The organism is Rhabdaerophilum calidifontis, from assembly GCF_008641065.1.
Classification (GTDB): domain Bacteria; phylum Pseudomonadota; class Alphaproteobacteria; order Rhizobiales; family Beijerinckiaceae; genus Rhabdaerophilum; species Rhabdaerophilum calidifontis.
Window position 1 is genome coordinate 26,128 of sequence record NZ_VTRS01000003.1, and the last position, 18,308, is coordinate 44,435.

The 18,308-nt window shown below is 69.0% G+C and carries 16 protein-coding genes and 1 tRNA gene; 6 read left to right on the forward strand and 11 right to left on the reverse strand.

The window, feature by feature from the left end:
• Positions 1-32: 32 nt before the first annotated feature.
• From FWJ24_RS06570 to FWJ24_RS06580, 3 genes are all read right to left on the reverse strand, one after another.
• Entirely contained in the window at positions 33-1,652 is a 1,620-nt protein-coding gene (locus FWJ24_RS06570) for an ABC transporter permease (RefSeq protein ID WP_150287019.1), read from the reverse strand.
• A gap of 9 nt (positions 1,653-1,661) precedes the next feature.
• Positions 1,662-2,690: an extracellular solute-binding protein gene (locus FWJ24_RS06575; RefSeq protein ID WP_150287020.1), complete on the reverse strand. Its 1,029-nt coding sequence runs from the start codon at positions 2,688-2,690 to the stop codon at positions 1,662-1,664.
• 253 nt (positions 2,691-2,943) lie between these two features.
• A complete protein-coding gene (locus FWJ24_RS06580) occupies positions 2,944-3,996 on the reverse strand; it encodes a DUF2865 domain-containing protein (RefSeq protein ID WP_166443608.1) in 1,053 nt (350 codons plus the stop codon).
• Positions 3,997-4,332: 336 nt separating this feature from the next.
• Between FWJ24_RS06580 and FWJ24_RS06585 the strand changes: the two genes are divergently transcribed.
• Positions 4,333-4,406 (forward strand) — tRNA-Gln (locus FWJ24_RS06585).
• Between the two features lie 357 nt (positions 4,407-4,763).
• On the opposite strand, the gene FWJ24_RS06590 is transcribed toward FWJ24_RS06585, so the two are convergent.
• Together FWJ24_RS06590 and FWJ24_RS06595 are read right to left on the reverse strand one after the other, a co-directional pair.
• Positions 4,764-6,056 (reverse strand): type II toxin-antitoxin system HipA family toxin, encoded by a 1,293-nt coding sequence (locus FWJ24_RS06590; protein ID WP_246155586.1) that lies wholly within the window; start codon positions 6,054-6,056, stop codon positions 4,764-4,766.
• A gap of 16 nt (positions 6,057-6,072) precedes the next feature.
• The gene (locus FWJ24_RS06595) at positions 6,073-6,414 is read right to left on the reverse strand and encodes a helix-turn-helix transcriptional regulator (protein WP_150287022.1); all 342 of its coding nucleotides are present in this window, start codon (positions 6,412-6,414) and stop codon (positions 6,073-6,075) included.
• Between the two features lie 438 nt (positions 6,415-6,852).
• Here FWJ24_RS06595 and FWJ24_RS06600 point away from each other — a divergent pair, with 438 nt between their 5' ends.
• Positions 6,853-7,665: a UDP-2,3-diacylglucosamine diphosphatase gene (locus tag FWJ24_RS06600; RefSeq protein WP_150287023.1), complete on the forward strand. Its 813-nt coding sequence runs from the start codon at positions 6,853-6,855 to the stop codon at positions 7,663-7,665.
• Positions 7,665-8,696, forward strand: coding sequence for a glycosyltransferase family 4 protein (locus FWJ24_RS06605; protein ID WP_150287024.1), 1,032 nt, complete (start codon positions 7,665-7,667; stop codon positions 8,694-8,696). Before FWJ24_RS06600 ends, FWJ24_RS06605 begins: the two co-directional genes overlap by 1 nt.
• A gap of 29 nt (positions 8,697-8,725) precedes the next feature.
• Here the strand turns inward: FWJ24_RS06605 and FWJ24_RS06610 are convergent, their stop codons facing one another.
• The 5 genes from FWJ24_RS06610 to hutI all read right to left on the reverse strand — a co-directional run bounded on the left by FWJ24_RS06610 (position 8,726) and on the right by hutI (position 14,882).
• The gene (locus tag FWJ24_RS06610) at positions 8,726-9,595 is read right to left on the reverse strand and encodes a D-amino-acid transaminase (protein ID WP_150287025.1); all 870 of its coding nucleotides are present in this window, start codon (positions 9,593-9,595) and stop codon (positions 8,726-8,728) included.
• Between the two features lie 67 nt (positions 9,596-9,662).
• Positions 9,663-11,327 (reverse strand): urocanate hydratase, encoded by a 1,665-nt coding sequence (gene hutU / locus FWJ24_RS06615; RefSeq protein ID WP_150287026.1) that lies wholly within the window; start codon positions 11,325-11,327, stop codon positions 9,663-9,665.
• A gap of 5 nt (positions 11,328-11,332) precedes the next feature.
• The gene (hutG, locus tag FWJ24_RS06620; RefSeq protein WP_150287027.1) at positions 11,333-12,157 is read right to left on the reverse strand and encodes an N-formylglutamate deformylase; all 825 of its coding nucleotides are present in this window, start codon (positions 12,155-12,157) and stop codon (positions 11,333-11,335) included.
• Positions 12,154-13,686, reverse strand: coding sequence for a histidine ammonia-lyase (hutH, locus tag FWJ24_RS06625; RefSeq protein ID WP_150287028.1), 1,533 nt, complete (start codon positions 13,684-13,686; stop codon positions 12,154-12,156). The genes hutG and hutH overlap by 4 nt, the downstream gene beginning before the upstream one ends.
• A complete protein-coding gene (hutI, locus tag FWJ24_RS06630; protein ID WP_150287029.1) occupies positions 13,680-14,882 on the reverse strand; it encodes an imidazolonepropionase in 1,203 nt (400 codons plus the stop codon). The genes hutH and hutI overlap by 7 nt, the downstream gene beginning before the upstream one ends.
• 85 nt (positions 14,883-14,967) lie before the next feature.
• On the opposite strand from hutI, the gene FWJ24_RS06635 reads away from it, so the two are divergent.
• Genes FWJ24_RS06635 through FWJ24_RS06645 form a run of 3 tightly spaced genes read left to right on the forward strand, consistent with a single transcriptional unit; the run spans position 14,968 to position 17,509 of the window.
• Positions 14,968-16,329 (forward strand): formimidoylglutamate deiminase, encoded by a 1,362-nt coding sequence (locus FWJ24_RS06635; RefSeq protein WP_281291953.1) that lies wholly within the window; start codon positions 14,968-14,970, stop codon positions 16,327-16,329.
• 8 nt (positions 16,330-16,337) lie between these two features.
• Complete coding sequence (gene hutC, locus FWJ24_RS06640; RefSeq protein WP_150287030.1) at positions 16,338-17,108, forward strand: histidine utilization transcriptional repressor HutC; 771 nt, start codon at positions 16,338-16,340, stop codon at positions 17,106-17,108.
• 8 nt (positions 17,109-17,116) lie between these two features.
• A complete protein-coding gene (locus FWJ24_RS06645; RefSeq protein ID WP_150287031.1) occupies positions 17,117-17,509 on the forward strand; it encodes a GFA family protein in 393 nt (130 codons plus the stop codon).
• Positions 17,510-17,524: 15 nt separating this feature from the next.
• Here the strand turns inward: FWJ24_RS06645 and FWJ24_RS06650 are convergent, their stop codons facing one another.
• Positions 17,525-18,307, reverse strand: a complete 783-nt coding sequence (locus FWJ24_RS06650; protein WP_150287032.1) for an ABC transporter ATP-binding protein — start codon at positions 18,305-18,307, stop codon at positions 17,525-17,527.
• Position 18,308: the final 1 nt, after the last annotated feature.

The following is an 18,308-nucleotide window of genomic DNA, read 5'->3' on the forward strand; positions in this document are numbered from 1 at the left end:
TTGCCTAGGCCCCAGACCACCATACCGGCGCGTCATGGCCGCCGGATCAGCAGGGTTGCCGCGAGCCCCGAAAGCAGCAGGATCGCAAGCGAATCCAGCGCGGCATGCTCGAAGGTGCCGGCGCTTGCCTGGCCATAGGCGCGCGTCGCCAGCGTCTCGAAATTCAGCGGCCGCAGCAGCAGCGTCGCCGGCAATTCCTTGACCGTGTCGATGAAGACCAGGATGGCGCCGAGCGCCAGCCCCGGTCGCATCGCCGGCAGATGCACCTTCACCGCGAGCGCGGGATCGCGCATGCCGTGGACACGCCCCACCCAATCGATCGAGCGCGGCAGGCGCGCCAGCGCCAGCGTCGCCTGACCGGTTCCGATGCCGAGGAAGCGGATCGTGAGCGCGAGGCCCAGCGCGGCGGCGGTGCCGGCGAAAAGCGGCCCCGCCCCGATCCGCTCCAGCGCGTCATCGGCGAAGCGCAGCACCGGTAACAGCGCCAGCACCAGCACCGTGCCGGGAACGGCATAGCCCGCCGCCGTCAGCCGCAGGGCCGGCGCAAGGCCCGGCGCCAGCCGCGCGGCGATCGCAACCGCCCCCGCGAGCAGCGCCACCGCCAGCGCCACGCCGGCGCCAAGCATCGCGCTCGACGCCGCGGCCGCCAGGAAATCCGGGTCGAGCGATTGCCGGCCGGCATAGAGTATTGCCCGCGAGATCAGGAACCCGGCCGGAACGACGAAGCCGAGCAGGGCCGGCAACCCCGCCGCCGTCAGCGCGGCAAAGGCCGCTGGGCCGGAGAGGCGGATCGGCCGCGGCATCGCGGCGCCGCGCGGCGGAGCGACATTGCCGGGCCGCGCCGCGCGCCCCGCGAGCGCCAGCAGCGCCGCCAGCAGCACGAGCAGCCCCGCGAGCCGCGCCGCGCCCGGCAGATCAGAGCGGTTCAGCCAGATATCACGGATCGCGACCGACAGGCTCGAAACCCCGAGATGCTCGGTGGCGCCGACATCGTTGATGGTTTCGAGCAGCGCAAGCAGCAATCCGGCCAGGATCGCCGGGCGCGCAACCGGCAGCCCGACCCGCAGGAACAGCGCCGGGCCGCGGGCGCCGAGCAGCCGCGCGGCATCGATCACCGACCGGCCGGAATGCAGGAAGACGAGCCGGCAGGGCACGTAAACATACGGCGCGAGCACCAGCGCCATCACGAGCACCGCGCCGGGCAGCGAGCGGATTTCGGGAAACCGGTATTCCGCGAGGCTGCGGGCGCCGGTCAGCGCGCGCCAGAGCCCCTGGACGGGCCCGAAGAAATCGAGAAGATCGACCGCGATGAAGGCCGCGAGATAGGTTGGCAGCGCCAAGGGCAGCACGAGCAGGACCTCGACGAGGCGGCGCAGCGGAAAATCGTAGATCGCCACCAGCCAGGCCGAGACGGCCCCCATCGTGCCGGCAAGAAGCGCGATTCCCGCGAGCAGCAGCCCGGTCTCCCGCAGGGCGTTGAGCTGGGTGGGGGAGAGCAGCGCCGCGCCAGCGGGCCCGGCCATCAGGCTCAGGAAGCCGGTCGCCGGCGCGAGCACGAACAGCCCCAGCACCAGGCTCGCGACGAGCCAGGGCAGGGGCCTCGGCCGGGACGGCCGCAGGGCCGCCCCGATCGGCATCGGCGTGCCGTGCATGAGATCGGCTCAGCTCTGCGGGCCGAGATCGTAGCCGACCTTCTCGACGAGTTCCGACGCCGCCTTGCGGTTCTTGGCGATGGTGTCGAGCGGAACGCTATCGATGGCGAGCTTCCCGAACCCGTCGATGATCGGCTCGACCGCCACCTTACTGACCACCGGATATTCGAAGTTCTTGGCCGAATATGCCTCCTGCGCGCGCTTGCCGACCAGCCATTCGGCGAGTTTGAGCGCCTCGGCCTTGTTCTTCGCGGTCTTGGTCAGAACCAGGCCGGAAATGTTCACATGCGTGCCGCCATCCTTGAATTTCGGCAGGATGACCCGCACCGCATCGGCCCAGGCCTTCTGGTTCGGATCCTTCTGCATCAGGCCGTAATAATAGGTGTTGGCGACGCCGATATCGCAGGTCCCGGCCGCGATATCCTTGGCGACGTCGCGATCGCCGCCGGCCGGCTTCTTGGCGAGATTGGCGCGCAGGCCCTTGAGCCAGGTCTCTGCCTTGTCGGCGCCCATATGCGCGATTGCCGCCGCAACGAGCCCGGTATTGTAGGCATGAGTGCCCGGCCGGGTGCAGAGCCTGCCCTTGAAGCGCGGATCCGCGAGATCCTCGTAGCTCAGCGCCGCATCCTTCACGCGGTCCTTCGAAGCATAGATGACGCGGGCGCGCATCGAGACGCCGACCCAGGAGCCGTCCGCCGCGCGCAGCGGCACCGGCACCGCCTGCGCCAGCGCCGGCGTGACGATCGGCTGCGTGATCCCGAGCGCCACCGCCTGCGTCAGCGTCGAGACATCGACGGAGAGCAGCAGATCGGCCGGGCCGCGCTCGCCCTCGGACTGGATGCGCTCGGCGAGCCCCGAGGCGGCGAAGACGACATTGACCTTGATGCCGGTCTCGGCCGTGAACTGGTCGAGGATCGGCTTGATCAATCCCGGTTCGCGATGCGTGTAGAGATTGACCTCGGCGGCCTGCGCCGCGGCGCCGGCGAGCGCAAGGGCGCCGGCTGCGAGACCTGCCCGGATCGGGAAACGAATTGCCATTGCTGTCCTCCTTCGCGCGGGTGCAAGGCCCGCGGCCACCCGGCATCGTGCCGAATGCTTCTCTCTTTCCGGCGCGCAGCCGAGGCGTCAAGAGAAAAGACAAGGAAAAACAGTATGTTGGAATTATTCCAGAAAGCAGATATTCTGGAATCGATCTGAATTTGACCCTGAAGGTCCTGATCTCGTACGGAGATTGCAGCGGAGGCGCTCGCGCGTCCTCGGCGCGCGGCTTCCGGTCGCAGGCCGGCGCGGTTCAGTTCAGCGCGACAAGCCCCGGGGCGCGACGAACCACCGGCAGGATCGTGGGTGCGCGCGCCTCCCGCGCGCTCAATGCCGCGAAGCCTGGCGCAGCGCTGCCGCGCGCCGCGTGATGGAGGGTTTCGGCGCGGGCGGCCTCCGCCTTGAGCCCGGCGATCACGCGGGCGCGGGTGCGCGGGGCGGCCTCCTCGGCGAGCATGCCGCGAACCGAGGCCATTTCCAGCGCGCGCACGATGGCGATCTCACGCTTCGGCACCCGGGGCAGCGCGTCCGAGAATGCTGCTGCGGGGTAGGGGAAGCGCGCCGATCCGTCGAAATGCCGCATGCCGATCCGCGTCATCACGAGATCGCCGCGCCGGAGGCTCGGATCCGCGAGCAGCGCGGCGGAGGATTGCGTCGCGCCGACCGGGTGGCACGCGCAGGCAGGGTTCAGATGTTCCCGGTAGCGGAATGCCGAGGCGAGTGCGGTGTAGCGCGCGGTGCCCTGCCGGAGCTGGTCGAGATCGCGGGCGCCGGCGGGCAGGGAATAGAGCGCGGTCTCGGCGCCGGGGCAGGAATTGCGGCACGCCGCTTCCTGCGCGCGCAGGCTCGCCCCGACCGCGCCGAGCGGGAAGGCGAAACCGTCACACAGCCGCACGCAGTACGGCGTTGTCGCGGGCATGCCGCGCCGGATCAGCGCATGCCGGGCCCGGATCGCGCCTTCCGCACGTTTCTGGAGATTGGGCTTGATGGCGGCTGCCCTGGCAACCGGCGGTCTGACGATCGCCGTCCGCGCGGCCGGCGGCGAGGTCTCGATGGCCCGGCCGGCGCCCGGCGCATGATGGACAGGCATCCGCTCCTCGCGGCGGAGCGGCGCGAGGCGGAGCATCTCGCGCGGCAGGTGATATTCCACCTGCTGGCGGATCGGCCGGTTGAACTGCACGATATGCGCCCGGACATGCGGGCTTTCCGCCGCCTGGACGAGGATCGCGCCGCTGCTCCCCGCGATCAGCAGGCCGAGCGCCGCGATCATCGCCCGGCGCGGCGCTCCCTCCCGAACCTGGCGCAACGCGCCGCCCCGGACCCGAATCAGTGACATGGCTGGCGGCATGACGCGACGCAACTCCCAGACGCCCCGGCGCCGGCAGCGCGCGAGGGTAAATCAAATCCTAAAAGAGGGCGACTTCCGCCGGGACGCAAGCCGAAACTGTGCCGTTTCGAAACAGGATTGCCCGTCCCGGCGCGCAAAGCCGCGCGCTCTCGTCGCATCCGCAAGCCCGATGCCGGGCCGACGCGCGGCGGTTGACTTCGCGGGCGGAATGCTGCAAGAACGCGCTTCCTCGGAAACGGCACCGTTCCCGCGCCGGCGATCATCGGCAACCTATTGATCGGATAGCGGTTTTCGTGGGGGATAGTTTAACGGTAGAACAGCGGACTCTGACTCCGTTAGTCTTGGTTCGAATCCAGGTCCCCCAGCCAGATCCTATTTTTCGCCGGAATGACGCCCTCAGGGGTTCTCACCGGGATGGGTGTGGCAACGGCTTCCGCAAGGATATCAAATAGTTGCCGGAAGGTGGCGGTGAGTTCGCCATCGTTTCATCGGCAGTTCGATACGAGAAAACTCAGCAGGCGTCGCGATCCTTGATCCCTTCGCAGACTGATACCGCGCTAACCGGGGTGCGAACCTAGTTCGTACCTTTGCCGCTGGATGGATCGCGCTGCCGCCGCCCGCATAGGTTCAAGCAGGCGAAGGGTTTCGAAGTGGTCTTTTGCTTGGCTCTCACTTCGCGCGCGATACGGCTTAACCGGAACACGGCTTCACAACCCTTCGGGCTTCTACAGGCGAAAGCCGGGATAGGCGAAGGCATTGGCGATGGTCGCGCAATCCGGCTCGGACACGCCAGCGCCGCGCGCAATCGCATGCCAGCCGCCTTTGACGGCCCCCTCCATGGCGTCGACCATGGCGCTGGCCTCGGCAGGATCGAGGAGAAAGCGTGGCGCCTGGCTCAGCATGTTGCGGGCATTGGCCCAGCGGCCAAGATCGCCCGCCGCCATCGCAAGGTCACGACGATCGGTGCTGACCGGCACGGACGGCGTGAGATCATAGGCTGGTGAAAGCCGCCATTCGCGCTGCGGTGCGATCACGGCGTGATTGCGCGGGTGATCGTCAATGTTCGAGATCAGGGCGTTGAACAGCATGCGCCGGAAGAGTTCGGCCGCATCACGCTTCGGGTCGGCGCTGATCCGACGCAATTCCTCTGCCAGCACGACATAGGACCAGCGCTCGCGCTGGGTTTCGTCTACGCGTAGCAGCGTGAGGGCGCTTACCATGCGGGCGCGCGTGTAACCCTTGGCGACCTTCTCGCGATCGAAGCGCTTGACCAGCAGCACATCCCGGTCGCCGATGGTGTCGATACGGCTTGTTGCGGTGAGAAGGCCGCAAGCGCGCGCCAGCAGGAGCATGGCATGCTCAACCCGCGCCATGTTCCACTTGTCGTCGGCGCGGTTGAACTTGGCGAGCCAGAGCCCGTCCGCATCCTCGACAACGGCCTTCGGCCGCGCGCCACCCATCGAGGTGCCAAGCCGCAGCAACTCTTCCACCTGCGCCGCCTCGGTGTCCGTGGCACGCGGCTCGTCGTTCACCAGCCGGTCGGCGATCTCCTGAAGACGGGCGAGATCGAGCGTGCGGTTGAAGACGCGCACGGGTGCAGGTGGCGCTTGTCCCAGGCCGAAACCGAGTGCTCCCGCGCGGTCGTCGGGCGAATGAAGGAGGTAGTCGAGTTCGCCAAGTTCGGCCAGCCCGGCGTGCTTCTCGATGACGCGGCGCCCCCAATAGTCCGGGCCGGCATCCCGCAACGCGCCGAACAAGCCCTTCATCCGCACCGTTTCATAGGTGCGCGCGCCGAGCTTCAGTTCTGCCGGATCGATCTCAACAGCATCGGCACGGGCGAGATAGCTTCGGCCATAGACAAAGCGCCCGGTGGTGACGCCTTGCCGGTTCGTTTCGCGCACATAGCGTCCGGCGGTGATCGCCTCGGTCTCACCCGGCAGCGTGACATAGACGAAGCACTCATCCGCCCCTGTTGACGTTGCTTTGCGCATCGGCTTGTTCCCGAAACCGGGTTCCACTTTCGGGGCCGATGCGTCAGAAATCATTGTCGAGCGCCTTCCGGCCGCCGGCCTTGTCGCGGCCCTGCGCCTTGGCCAGCGTCAGGCCCTCCTCGTCGCTCAGCGGATCGGCGACGCGGCCCAGCTGATCGGCCAGCCCCATGGCCCAGAGCAGCCCGGCATAGATGGCGATCCCCGTAGACGGTTTGCCGCGTTCGGCATCACCGATCACATGCCGGTCAACGCCGATCTTGGCTGCAACCTCGGCAATGGAGAGATTGCGCCGCAGCCGCGCCGTGCGGATATTCGCGCCGAGGGTCTTCAGCGCCTGCTCGACCTCATAGGGTGGTGCGGCAAGCAAGGGATTGCGGGCAGTCATGGCGCCTCAAGGCTCCATAAACGGAAATTTCGGCATCTTGAGACGCCTAACAGAGAATTCCTAACAATTCAAGACTTGGGGCCTCAAGACCCCAAAATCGCGGTTTCAGGAACCTCAAGGCGCCATGCTTGACAGAAGCCGCACCCCCTCGAACACCGCCCGCCCGGTCGTATGGTGCTTCCCGCGGTGCAATCCGCAATTGGTCGGCGCCTGCGAGAACCGCTTGACCGACATGGCGCCTTCGCCCGCCGCACCGGACCATTCCGTCCAGGGCGCGAACAATAGCACTGATCGGCCCCGAGTCAGGGTTCCGGGCGCCGCCCCGGCTCTGGAAAGCCGAGCGAGAGGGATTTTTTCCTCATCCATTCGGGCCGTTCGTCATCGTTGTCATTGGAATGATACACGCGCGTGGCATCGCGGGCCGCAGGAGGTGCCCCGATGGCCGACACCGATTCGACGCGGGTCAGGACGCTCTTCATCTCGGATCTGCATCTCGGCACGCCGGGCTGCCAGGCGGAGATGCTGCTCGAATTCATCCGCCGCTATGACGCCGACACCATCTATCTCGTCGGCGACATCGTCGATGGCTGGCGGCTGAAGAACGGCTGGTACTGGCCCCAGATCCAGAACGACGTGGTGCAGAAGCTGCTGCGCCGCGTCCGCAAGGGCGCGCGGCTGATCTACCTGCCGGGCAACCACGACGAATTCCTGCGTGATTATCTCGGCCTCACCTTCGGCGATATCGAGATCGCCGACCGCGCGATCCACCGTACCGCCGACGGCCGCGATTATCTCGTCCTGCATGGCGACCAGTTCGACGTCGTGGTCGCGCATGCGCGCTGGCTGGCGCTGCTCGGAGATTGGGCCTACGAGGTCGCGCTCTGGTCGAACAGCATCGTCAACCGCGTCCGCCGCCGCTTCGGGCTGCCCTATTGGTCGCTTTCCGCCTGGGCCAAGCTCAAGGTGAAGAACGCGGTCAATTTCATCGGCCGATTCGAGGCAGTGCTCTCCGAGGAGGCGCGCAAGGCCGGCGCCTATGGCGTGATCTGCGGCCATATCCACCACGCCTCCGACCGGCAGATCGAAGGCGTGCGCTATCTCAATACCGGGGATTGGGTCGAGAGCTGCACGGCGCTGGTCGAGGATTTCGACGGCACCTTGCGCATCCTGCGCTTCGCGGACATCCTGCGCGCGGAAGCCGCCGCCGGCACCCCGCTGGTGCGCGGCATTCCCCAGCCGCGGGCCGCCTGATGCGCGTTCTTGTCGCCACCGACGCCTGGGAGCCGCAGATCAACGGCGTCGTCCGCACGCTGCAGCAGGTGCGCGCCCTTGCCGTGCCGCTCGGCATGGAGACGCGCTTCGTCACGCCCGACGAATTTCCCACCCTGCCGATGCCGGGCTATCCGGAGATCCGGCTCGCCTTGGCGCGCGCCTCGGCGCTGGCCGAGCGGATCGCCGCCTTTCGGCCGGATGTCGTGCATGTCGCGACCGAGGGGCCGATCGGCTTCGCCGCGCGCCGCGCCTCCCTCCAGTCCAACACGCCGCTGACGACGAGCTATCATACCCGCTTTCCCGAATATCTGCGGGCGCGGGCCCCGGTCCCGGTCGCGCTTTCCTATGCGATGCTGCGCCGGTTCCACGGCGCGGCGGATGCCGTTCTGGTCTCGACCGCCTCGCTGGAGGCGGATCTGCGCGCCCGCGGCTTCCGCAACCTGATGCCGTGGTCCCGCGGGGTCGATCTCCGGCTCTACCGGCCGCGCATCGCCTCGACGGTCGATTGGCCGCGGCCGATCTTCCTCAATGTCGGGCGCGTTGCTGTCGAGAAGAATCTCGAGGCGTTCCTGGCGCTCGATTTGCCGGGAACCAAGGTGGTGATCGGTGACGGGCCGCAGCGCGCCGCCCTCGAATCCCGCTATCCCGGCGTCGTCTTCCTCGGCGCGCGCACCGGGCAGGAGCTTGCCGATCTCTACGCGCAGGCCGATGTCTTCGTCTTTCCCAGCGTGACCGACACGTTCGGCGTCGTGATCCTCGAGGCGCTGGCCTCGGGCCTGCCGGTCGCAGCCTATCCCGTGATGGGGCCGAAGGACATTCTGGCCGGAACCGGCGCCGGGGTGCTGTCGGAGGATCTGCGCGCCGCCGCGCTCGAATGCCTCACGATCCCGCGCGAGGCCTGCCTCGATCTCGCCGCGCGCTATTCCTGGGAAGCCTCGATCCAGCAGTTCCGCGACACGCTCGCCCATGCCGCCGAGACGCATGCCGCGCGTCAGGCGGAGGCTGCCTGAGGCAACGCTGCCGGCGCGGCCACGGCAAGCTAGACGGCTTCGCGCGCCGCCATATCGAGATAAAGTCGCCGCAATGCGCGCGCCAGCGGCCCCGGCTGGCCGCCGCCGATCATCTGGTCGTCGATGCGGATGATCGGCATCACGAAGGCGGAGGCCGAGGTGTAGAACGCCTCGCGCGCGGCCAGCGCTTCCTCGGGCGAGAAGGGGCGCTCGACGATCCGCAGCCCGTGCGCCTCGGCGAGCCGCATCACGCTGCGCCGCGTGATGCCGGGCAGGACCGCGTTCGAGAGCGGGCGGGTGACGATCTCGTCCGCCTCGGTGACGATGAAGGCGGTGGAGGAGGCGCCTTCGGTCACGAATCCGTCCTCGACCATCCAGGCCTCGGCGACACCGGCCTCGCGTGCGGCGAATTTCGCGAGCACCTGCGGCAGCAGCGCCACCGACTTGATGTCGCGGCGCTTCCAGCGCAGATCGGGCAGGGTGATCACCGCTACCCCGGTCTCGGCGAGCGGATTGGCGCCGAGCGCCCGCGCCTGGGTGAAGGCGACGATTGTCGGTTCGAGATCCGGCGGGCAGGTGAATTCGCGCTCATGAACCCCGCGCGTCACCTCGATATAGATCGCGCCTTCGTCAAGCGCGTTGCGGCGGATCAGCTCGCGCTGGATCTCCGTCCAGCTGGCGAGGCTCAGCGGGTTGCGGATCCCGATCGCGCCGAGCGAGCGGTCGAGCCGTTCGAGATGCGGGACGTTGTCGACTAGCCGGCCGCCGAGCACCGCCGTCACCTCGTAGATGCCGTCGGCGAACAGGAAGCCGCGATCCATGATCGGTACCGCGGCTTCGGCGATCGGCACGAAGCGGCCGCGGCAATAGACGATCCGGGAATCGGGTTCGACAGGCATCCTGACCTCTTCCGCATGCATGGCCGGTATGCCGGGTTAGGCCGTTCCGGCGCGGGTGGCAACCGCTTCAGAGAATCCCCGGCAGGTCGAGCCCCTGATCCCGCGCGCATTCGCGCGCGATCGCATAGCCGGCATCGGCATGGCGCATCACGCCGGTCGCCGGGTCGTTCCAGAGCACGCGGGCGATGCGCCGCGCGGCCGCCTCGGTGCCGTCGGCGACGATCACCATGCCGGCATGCTGCGAATAGCCCATGCCGACCCCGCCGCCGTGATGGAGCGACACCCAGGTGGCGCCGGAGGCGCAGTTGAGCAGCGCATTGAGCAGCGGCCAGTCCGACACCGCGTCTGACCCGTCCATCATCGCCTCGGTCTCGCGGTTGGGCGAGGCGACCGAACCGGAATCGAGGTGATCGCGGCCGATGACGATCGGCGCCTTGAGTTCGCCCCGCGCCACCATCTCGTTGAAGGCGAGCCCGAGCCGGTGGCGGTCGCCGAGCCCCACCCAGCAGATGCGCGCCGGCAGGCCCTGGAAGCGGATGCGCTTCTGCGCCATGTCGAGCCAGGTGTGGAGATGCGGATTGTCGGGGATCAGTTCCTTGACCCTGGCATCGGTGCGGTGGATATCCTCCGGGTCGCCCGAGAGCGCGCACCAGCGGAACGGGCCGATGCCACGGCAGAAGAGCGGGCGGATATAGGCCGGCACGAAGCCGGGAAAGGCGAAGGCGTCCGCCACGCCTTCGTCGAGCGCCATCTGTCGGATATTGTTGCCGTAATCGACCGTCGGCACCCCCATCCGGTGGAAGTCCAGCATGGCGCGGACATGCCCCGCCATGGATTGCTTGGCGGCGCGCGTCACGGCGGCCGGGTCGGATTGCTGCTTCGCCTCCCATTCGGCCAGCGTCCAGCCCTTCGGGAGATAGCCGTTCACCGGATCATGCGCCGAGGTCTGGTCGGTCACGCAATCGGGGCGGATGCCGCGCCGCACGAGTTCGGGGAAGATCTCCGCCGCATTGCCGAGAAGTCCGACCGAAACCGGCTTCCGCTCGCGGCAGGATGTCTCGATGATCGCAAGCGCCTGGTCGAGATCCGGCGCCTCAAGGTCGAGATAGCCGGTCCTGAGCCGGAACTCGATCGAGGAGGGGCGGCATTCTACCGCGAGCATGCTCGCCCCGGCCATCGTCGCCGCGAGCGGCTGCGCCCCGCCCATGCCGCCGAGCCCGGCGGTGAGGATCCAGCGGCCGGAAAGATCGCCGCCGTAATGCTGCCGGCCCATCTCGACGAAGGTTTCGTAGGTGCCCTGGACGATTCCCTGCGTGCCGATATAGATCCAGGAGCCGGCCGTCATCTGGCCATACATCATCAGCCCCTTGCGATCGAGGGCGTTGAAATGCTCCCAGGTCGCCCAGCGCGGCACGAGGTTCGAATTGGCGATCAGCACCCGCGGCGCATCCGGCTGGGTGCGGAACACTCCGACCGGCTTGCCGGATTGCACGAGCAATGTCTCGTCCTCTTCGAGCCGCCGCAGCGCCGCGACGATGCGGTCGAAGCTCTCCCAGTCGCGCGCCGCGCGGCCGATGCCGCCATAGACGACCAGCTCGCCGGGCTTCTCGGCGACATCGGGATCGAGATTGTTCATCAGCATCCGCAGGGGCGCCTCGGTGAGCCAGGTCTTCGCCGAGAGGTCGGGGCCGCGCGGGGCGCGGATGATGCGGGCATTGTCGATGCGGGACATGAGCGTCAGCCTCTGGCAAAAGCGATGCAGGTCTGGAAGATGCCGGCGAGAACGGCGCGGACCGGGGCGGCATGGGCGGGATCGAAGGGCGGCGGCCAATCCGCCTCTGCAACCGGGCCGGGGCGTTCCGGCATGTAGCCCCGGCAGGCGAGTTCCATCTGCACGGCGTGCAGGCCGCTTGCCGGGTTACCATAATGCCGGGTGATGTAGCCGCCGCGGAAGCGGCCATTGGTGACGCGGCTCATCCCGGAGCGGTCGGCGATCGCCTCGATCCGGGCCGTCAGCGCCGGATCGCAGGACGCGCCGGAATGGGTGCCGATATTGAAGACCGGCAATTCGCCCTCGAACAGCCGCGGGATCACCGAGCGGATCGAATGGCAATCATAGAGCACGATGCGCGGATGGCGCGCCCGCAGCCGCGCGATCTCGCCGGCGAGCGCGGCATGATAGGGGTCGAACCAGGTTGCGCGCCGGAGGGCGATCTCGTCTGCATCGGGTTCCGCGCCGGCGCGATAGAGCGGTTCGCCGTCGAAGGTGGTGGTCGGGCAGAGTTCGGTCGTCGCCTGGCCGGGATAGAGCGAGGCGCCGGAAGGATCGCGGTTGACATCGATCACGCTGCGCGAGATCCGCGTCCGGAGGATCGTCCCGCCGAGATCCTCGGCGAAATCGTAGAGCGTCTCGATCCACCAATCCGTGTCCTTGCGCGCGCGCCAGGGCGAGACGAGGCGGGCCTCGATCTCCGGCGGGATTTCGGTCCCGGTATGGGGGATCGAGACGATCAGCGGTCCGCCCGCGCGGCGGAGTTCGAGCCAGTCCGGCAGCGTGTTCATGGAATCTCTCCGAGTCCCGGAAGCGGCAGGCCGGTGGCCTCGATCAGCCCGCGTGCCGCGACGAGCGCTAGCGCGGCCGCGATATCGGGGTGGAAATGCCGGTCCTCGTCGAGGCGCGGCACCGCATTCCGGATCGCGGCGTGAACCGACTCCAGCGCCGCCGACGAGCGCAGCGGCCGCCGGAATTCGAGCGCCTGCGCCGCGGCGAGCGCTTCGATCGCGATCACGGCGCGGACATTCGCCGCCATGGCGAGGAGGCGGCGCGCGCCATGAGCGGCCATCGAGACATGATCCTCCTGATTGGCGGAGGTGGGGATTGAATCGACACTCGCCGGGTAGGCCATCTGCCGGTTTTCGGAGACCAGCGCGGCGGCCGTCACCTGCGGGATCATGAACCCGGAATTGAGCCCCGGCCTCGGCGTCAGGAAGGCCGGCAGCCCGGACAGCGCAGGATCGACCAGCATTGCGATCCGCCGCTCGGCGAGGGCGCCGATCTCGCACAGGGCCAGCGCGAGCATGTCGGCGGCGAAGGCCACCGGCTCGGCGTGGAAATTCCCGCCGGAGAGCGCCTCGCCGGTTTCCGCGACGATCAGCGGATTGTCGGAAACACCGTTCGCCTCGGTATCGAGCGTCGCCGCCGCCTGACGGAGAAGGTCGAGGCAGGCGCCCATCACCTGCGGCTGACAGCGCAGGCAATAGGGGTCCTGGACGCGGTCGTCGCCCGTAAGATGCGAGGCGCGCAGCGGCGAGCCCGCCATCAGCCGCCCCAGCGCCGCTGCCGTCTCGATCTGGCCGCGATGGCCGCGCAGCGCGTGGATGCGCGGATCGAAGGGCGTGTCCGAACCGCGCGCGGCATCCGTGGTCAGCGCGCCGGTGACGAGCGCCGAGCGCAGCGCATCCTCCGCCTCGAACAGTCCGGAAAGCGCAAGGGCGGTGGAGAATTGCGTGCCGTTGAGCAGCGCCAGCCCCTCCTTGGCTTCGAGCGCGAGCGGCGCGAGCCCCGCTTGCGCCAGGGCCGCCGCCGCCGGCACCCGCCCGTCCGGCATGTCGATGGCGCCGACGCCCAGCATCGCCGCCGTCAGATGCGCAAGCGGCGCGAGATCGCCCGAGGCACCGACCGAGCCCTGGCCGGGCACCACCGGCAGCAGATCGGCCGCGAGCATCGCTTCGAGCATCTCCACGGTTTCGGGACGCACGCCCGATGCGCCGCGTCCGAGGCTCGCGAGCTTCAGCGCCATCATCAGGCGCACGACGGCGCGGGGCACCGGCTCGCCGGTTCCGGCGGCGTGGCTCAGCACGATGTTGCGCTGGAGGGTCGCGAGATCCTCGGCCGGGATCCGCACGCTCGCGAGTTTCCCGAACCCGGTATTGATGCCGTAGACCGGATCGCCGCGCGCGACGATCGCCCGCACCGCCGCGGCACTCGCGGCCACGGCCGGACGGGCCTCGGCGGCGAGCGCAGCCGGCGCCCCGGCGAGGATCGCGCGCCAATGCGCGAGCGGCACATGGCCTGGATTCAGGATCAGCATGGCTGGCCTCGGAAGACGCGGGAATGGAGCGGGTTGAACCCGATGCGGTAGACGAGTTCGGCCGGCGCCTCGATATCCCACAGGGTGAGGTCGCAGGCCTTGCCGGGTTCGAGCGTACCGATCTCGGCGAGCCGGCCCAGCGCGCGCGCCGCCTCGCGCGTCACCCCGGCGAGGCATTCGGCGACGGTGAGCCGGAACAGGGTCGCGCCCATGTTCATCGCCAGCAGCAGCGAGGTCAGCGGCGAGGAACCGGGATTGCAATCGGTCGCGAGCGCCATGCCCACCCCGTGCCGGCGAAAGGCTGCCACCGGCGGCAGCTGCGTCTCGCGCAGGACATAGAAGGCGCCGGGCAGCAGCACCGCCACCGTTCCCGCCTGCGCCATGGCCTCCACTCCGGATTCGGCGGTATATTCGAGGTGGTCCGCCGAGAGCGCGCCGAACCGCGCCGCCAGCGCCGCGCCACCGAGATCGGAGAGCTGATCGGCATGGAGCTTCACCGGCAGCCCGAGCCGCCGGGCCGCCGCGAAGAGTTGCGCGATCTCCTCCGGCGTAAAGGCGATCCCCTCGCAGAACCCGTCCACGGCATCGACAAGCCCCTCGGCCGCCAGCGCCGGCAGGATTTCGTCGCAAAGCCGCGCGACATGGCCGGCGCGATCGTCCCGCGCCTCCGGCGGCAGCGCATGCGCGCCGAGAAAGGATGTGACGACCGCAACCGCGCGCATGGCGCCGAGCCGCCGCGCCGCGCGCAGCATCCGCGCCTCCGTGTCGCGGTCGAGCCCGTATCCGGACTTGATCTCGATCGTGGTGACGCCCTCGGCGAGGAGCCGGTCCAGCCGGGGCAGGGCGGAGGCGACAAGCGCGGCCTCGTCCGCCGCCCGCGTCGCCCGCACCGTCGCGAGAATGCCGCCGCCCGCGCGCGCGATCGCCTCGTAGCTCGCGCCTTCGAGCCGCAATTCGAACTCGCGCGAACGGTCGCCGCCGAACACGAGATGGGTGTGGCAATCGACGAGGCCAGGCAGCATCCAGCGCCCGCCGCAATCGATCGTCTCGGTCGCCTCGTGCGTCGGCAGCGCCGCCATCGGCCCGAGCCAGGCGATGCGGCCGTTGCGCGCGCCGAGCGCGCCGGGGCAGAGGGGCGGCGCGCCGGCAGCCATGGTCGCGATCCGCGCATTGATCCAGAGCCGGTCGAAGCGCATCCTCAACGTCTCCGCGACGGTTTATTTGTCTATACATAATCGCGGTTGATTGCTAGAGTCCAGCCGTCCCGAGGGGGAAATCGCCGTGCCTGTCTACCATTGCGATCGCGCGCTGCTGCCGGCCGGCATGGCCGCCGATGTGCTTCTCCATGTCGAGGAGGGGCGGATCATCGACATCGCGCATGGTGCCCCTCCCGCCGGGGCGGAGCGCCTCGCCGGGATCGTGCTTCCCGGGCTCGCGAGCCTGCATTCCCACGCCTTCCAGCGCGGCATGGCGGGGCTTGCCGAGACGCGCGGCCCGACGGACGACACGTTCTGGACCTGGCGGCAGGTGATGTATCGCTTTCTCGGCGCCTTGACGCCGGAGGATGTCGAGGCGATCGCCGCTTTCGCCTATCTCGAGATGCTGGAGCGCGGCTTCACCCGTGTCGGCGAGTTCCATTACCTGCACCATGATCGCGACGGCACGCCCTATGCCGATATCGCCGAGCTCGCATGGCGGATCGCACTCGCCGCGGAAGCGACGGGGATCGGCCTCACCCTGCTGCCCTCGCTTTATGTTCATGGCGGCTTCGGCGGCGCGCCCGCGCATGAGGGGCAGCGCCGTTTCCTCAACGGGCCCGACCGTTTCGCGCGGCTCGTCCTCGCGGCGGAAAAGCTCGTCCGCGGCCTGCCTGGCGCCAATCTCGGCATCGCCCCGCATTCGCTGCGCGCGGTGGGACCGGAGGAATTGCGGGCGGTCCTCGCCACCCATCCGGATCTGCCGGTGCATATCCATGCCGCCGAGCAGCTGCGCGAGGTCGAGGATTGCCTTGCCTGGTCGGGCATGCGGCCGGTCGAATGGCTGCTCGTCCATGCCGGGCTCGACGCGCGCTGGTGTCTGATCCACGCCACGCATCTGACCGCGCGCGAGAGCGAGGCGCTGGCGCGCAGCGGCGCGACCGCCGGGCTCTGCCCCATCACCGAGGCGAGCCTCGGCGACGGCATCTTCGACGGGCCGCGCTTTCTCGATTGCGGCGGCGCATTCGGCATTGGCTCCGATTCCAACATCGAGATCACGGCGCCCGGCGAATTGCGGCAATTCGAATACAACCAGCGGCTCGGCACGCGCAGCCGCAATGTCACCGCGCGTCGCGCGGGAGAATCGACCGGCCGCATGCTCTATGCGCGGGCGGCGGCGGGCGGGGCCCGCGCGCTCCGGATCGGGGAGGGCCAGCTCGCGCCCGGCGCGGCGGCGGATTTCGTGGTTCTCGACCGGGAGGCCGTCGATCTCGCACATCTCGATGGCGATGCATTGATGGACGCCTATATCTTCGTCGCGGGTGCCGCGGCGATTCGCGAGGTGCATGTCGGGGGTCGGCGGCTGGTCGAGGCCGGGCGGCACGTCCGGCGCGGCCCGATCGAGGCCGCCTATCGCCGGACGCTCCGGCGCCTGTCCGGATTGTGAGGTGCGCCATGGCTGCGAACAGGGCCGTAGGCAAGGGCGGAGCGGCGCCGCTGCCCCGCTATCTCGAAATCCAGCGCGATCTCAGCGCCGAGATCACCTCCGGCACCTGGGGGCCGGGCAGCCGCGTGCCGCCGGAACACGAATTGCAGGCGCGCTATCAATGCTCGCGGATGACGGTGAACAAGGCGCTCTCGGCGCTCGCCCATGCAGGGCTGATCGTCCGGCGGCGGCGCTCCGGCTCCTTCGTCGCAAGCCCGACCTCGCAGCAGATGGTGCTGAAGATCCACGACATCCAGGCGGAAGTCGCCGCCGCCGGCATGAGCTATCGCTTCGAGATCCTCGACCGCCTCGTCCGCCGGCCGGATGCGGAGGATCGGGCGCGGCTCGGCCGGTCGCGGTCCGGCGGCCGGGTCTTGGCGCTGACGCTCGTCCATTTCGCGAACGGCACGCCCTTCGTGCACGAGGAGCGGCTGATCGACCTCTTGACCGTGCCGGAAGCCGAGGCGGAGGATTTCAGCGCAGCGCCACCGGGCTCCTGGCTGCTGAACCGGGTCGCCTGGACCGATGCCGAGCATGTCATCGCCGCCATCCCCGCCGAGGCCCGGATCGCCAAGGCCCTGGCGATCGCGCGGAAATCGGCCTGCCTCCAGATCGAGCGGCGCACCTGGCAGGGCGGCGTGCCGGTGACCTGGGCGCTGCTGACCTATCCCGGCGACCGCCACCGGCTGACGAGCCGCTTCGGCCCGGCGCAGGGTTTAATGGCGCTGGCGGCGGAATAGGCGGGGGCATGGAGCAGCACGCTGGCGGATGTCTGTGCGGGGATGTGCGCTTCGTCGCGTCCGGGCGTCCCTTGCGGGTCGGCCTGTGCCATTGCCTTGATTGCCGCAAGCATCACGGCGCGCTGTTCCACGCCTCGGCGATTTTTCCGCAGCAGGCGGTGACGATCAGCGGCGGCACCGGCAAATATCGCGGGCGGCATTTCTGCCCCCGCTGCGGCTCCTCCGTCTTCGGGAAAACCGGCGCGGAGATCGAGATCCATCTCGGCGCACTCGACGCGCCCGATCAGTTCACACCGACCTACGAGCTCTGGACCCTGCGCCGGGAAGCCTGGCTGCCGGCCTTTCCGCTCGCGCGGCGCTACCTGCGCGACCGGGATGATACGGGCCCGTTCGAGGATTAGGCGGCCACGGCCGGCTCAATGCGCCGCGGCGAGCACGGCTTCGGCGCGGATCTCCTCGGTGAGCCGCGCCTTGAGCGCCGAGAAATCCGGGCTGGTCTTCATCGTGTAATGGCGCGGATGGGGGAGGGGGATCGGGATATCCGCCTTCACCCGGCCCGGCCGCGCGCTCATCACCAGGCAGCGCGAGCCGACGAAGATCGCCTCCTCGATGTCATGGGTCACGAACAGCACGGTCTTTCGCTCGCGCTCCCAGATGCCGAGCAGCAATTCCTGCATCAGCGCGCGGGTCTGGTTGTCGAGCGCGCCGAAGGGCTCGTCGAGCAGCAGGATCGCCGGATCATTGGCGAGCGCGCGGGCGATCGCGGTGCGCTGCTGCATGCCCCCCGAGAGCTGCTTCGGCCAATGGTTCTCGAAGCCCCTGAGCCCGACCTTGTCGACATAGGCCGCGACGATTGCGCGCGTCTCGGCGGCGCCGAGCCCCTTTTCCAGCAAGCCGAACGCGATGTTCTCGGCAATCGTCAGCCAGGGGAAGAGCGTGTAGCTCTGGAACACCATGCCGCGATCCGGCCCCGGTCCGCTGATCTCACGCCCGTCGAGAACGACACGGCCGGAACTGGGCCGGTCGAGCCCGGCGACGATCCGGAGCAGGGTGGATTTTCCGCAGCCCGAGGGGCCGAGGATCGTGACGAACTCGTTGTCGGCGACGACGAGATCCGTCGGCTGCAGCGCGGTGACCGGCGCGCCGCCTCTCACGCCCGGAAACACCCGCCCGAGCCCTTCGATCACGAGCTTGCTCATG

What these genes read in the sequence shown, in the direction of transcription:
- FWJ24_RS06610 (WP_150287025.1), bottom strand. Translation starts at nt 9,595, where the DNA reads ATGCCTGTCGAACCCGATTCCCGGATCGTCTATTGCCGCGGCCGCTTC.
- FWJ24_RS06645 (WP_150287031.1), top strand. Translation starts at nt 17,117, where the DNA reads ATGGAGCAGCACGCTGGCGGATGTCTGTGCGGGGATGTGCGCTTCGTC.
- hutG (WP_150287027.1), bottom strand. Translation starts at nt 12,157, where the DNA reads ATGAACACGCTGCCGGACTGGCTCGAACTCCGCCGCGCGGGCGGACCG.
- hutI (WP_150287029.1), bottom strand. Translation starts at nt 14,882, where the DNA reads ATGCGCTTCGACCGGCTCTGGATCAATGCGCGGATCGCGACCATGGCT.
- FWJ24_RS06570 (WP_150287019.1), bottom strand. Translation starts at nt 1,652, where the DNA reads ATGCACGGCACGCCGATGCCGATCGGGGCGGCCCTGCGGCCGTCCCGG.
- FWJ24_RS06650 (WP_150287032.1), bottom strand. Translation starts at nt 18,307, where the DNA reads ATGAGCAAGCTCGTGATCGAAGGGCTCGGGCGGGTGTTTCCGGGCGTG.
- hutC (WP_150287030.1), top strand. Translation starts at nt 16,338, where the DNA reads ATGGCTGCGAACAGGGCCGTAGGCAAGGGCGGAGCGGCGCCGCTGCCC.
- hutH (WP_150287028.1), bottom strand. Translation starts at nt 13,686, where the DNA reads ATGCTGATCCTGAATCCAGGCCATGTGCCGCTCGCGCATTGGCGCGCG.
- hutU (WP_150287026.1), bottom strand. Translation starts at nt 11,327, where the DNA reads ATGTCCCGCATCGACAATGCCCGCATCATCCGCGCCCCGCGCGGCCCC.
- FWJ24_RS06575 (WP_150287020.1), bottom strand. Translation starts at nt 2,690, where the DNA reads ATGGCAATTCGTTTCCCGATCCGGGCAGGTCTCGCAGCCGGCGCCCTT.
- FWJ24_RS06600 (WP_150287023.1), top strand. Translation starts at nt 6,853, where the DNA reads ATGGCCGACACCGATTCGACGCGGGTCAGGACGCTCTTCATCTCGGAT.
- FWJ24_RS06605 (WP_150287024.1), top strand. Translation starts at nt 7,665, where the DNA reads ATGCGCGTTCTTGTCGCCACCGACGCCTGGGAGCCGCAGATCAACGGC.
- FWJ24_RS06595 (WP_150287022.1), bottom strand. Translation starts at nt 6,414, where the DNA reads ATGACTGCCCGCAATCCCTTGCTTGCCGCACCACCCTATGAGGTCGAG.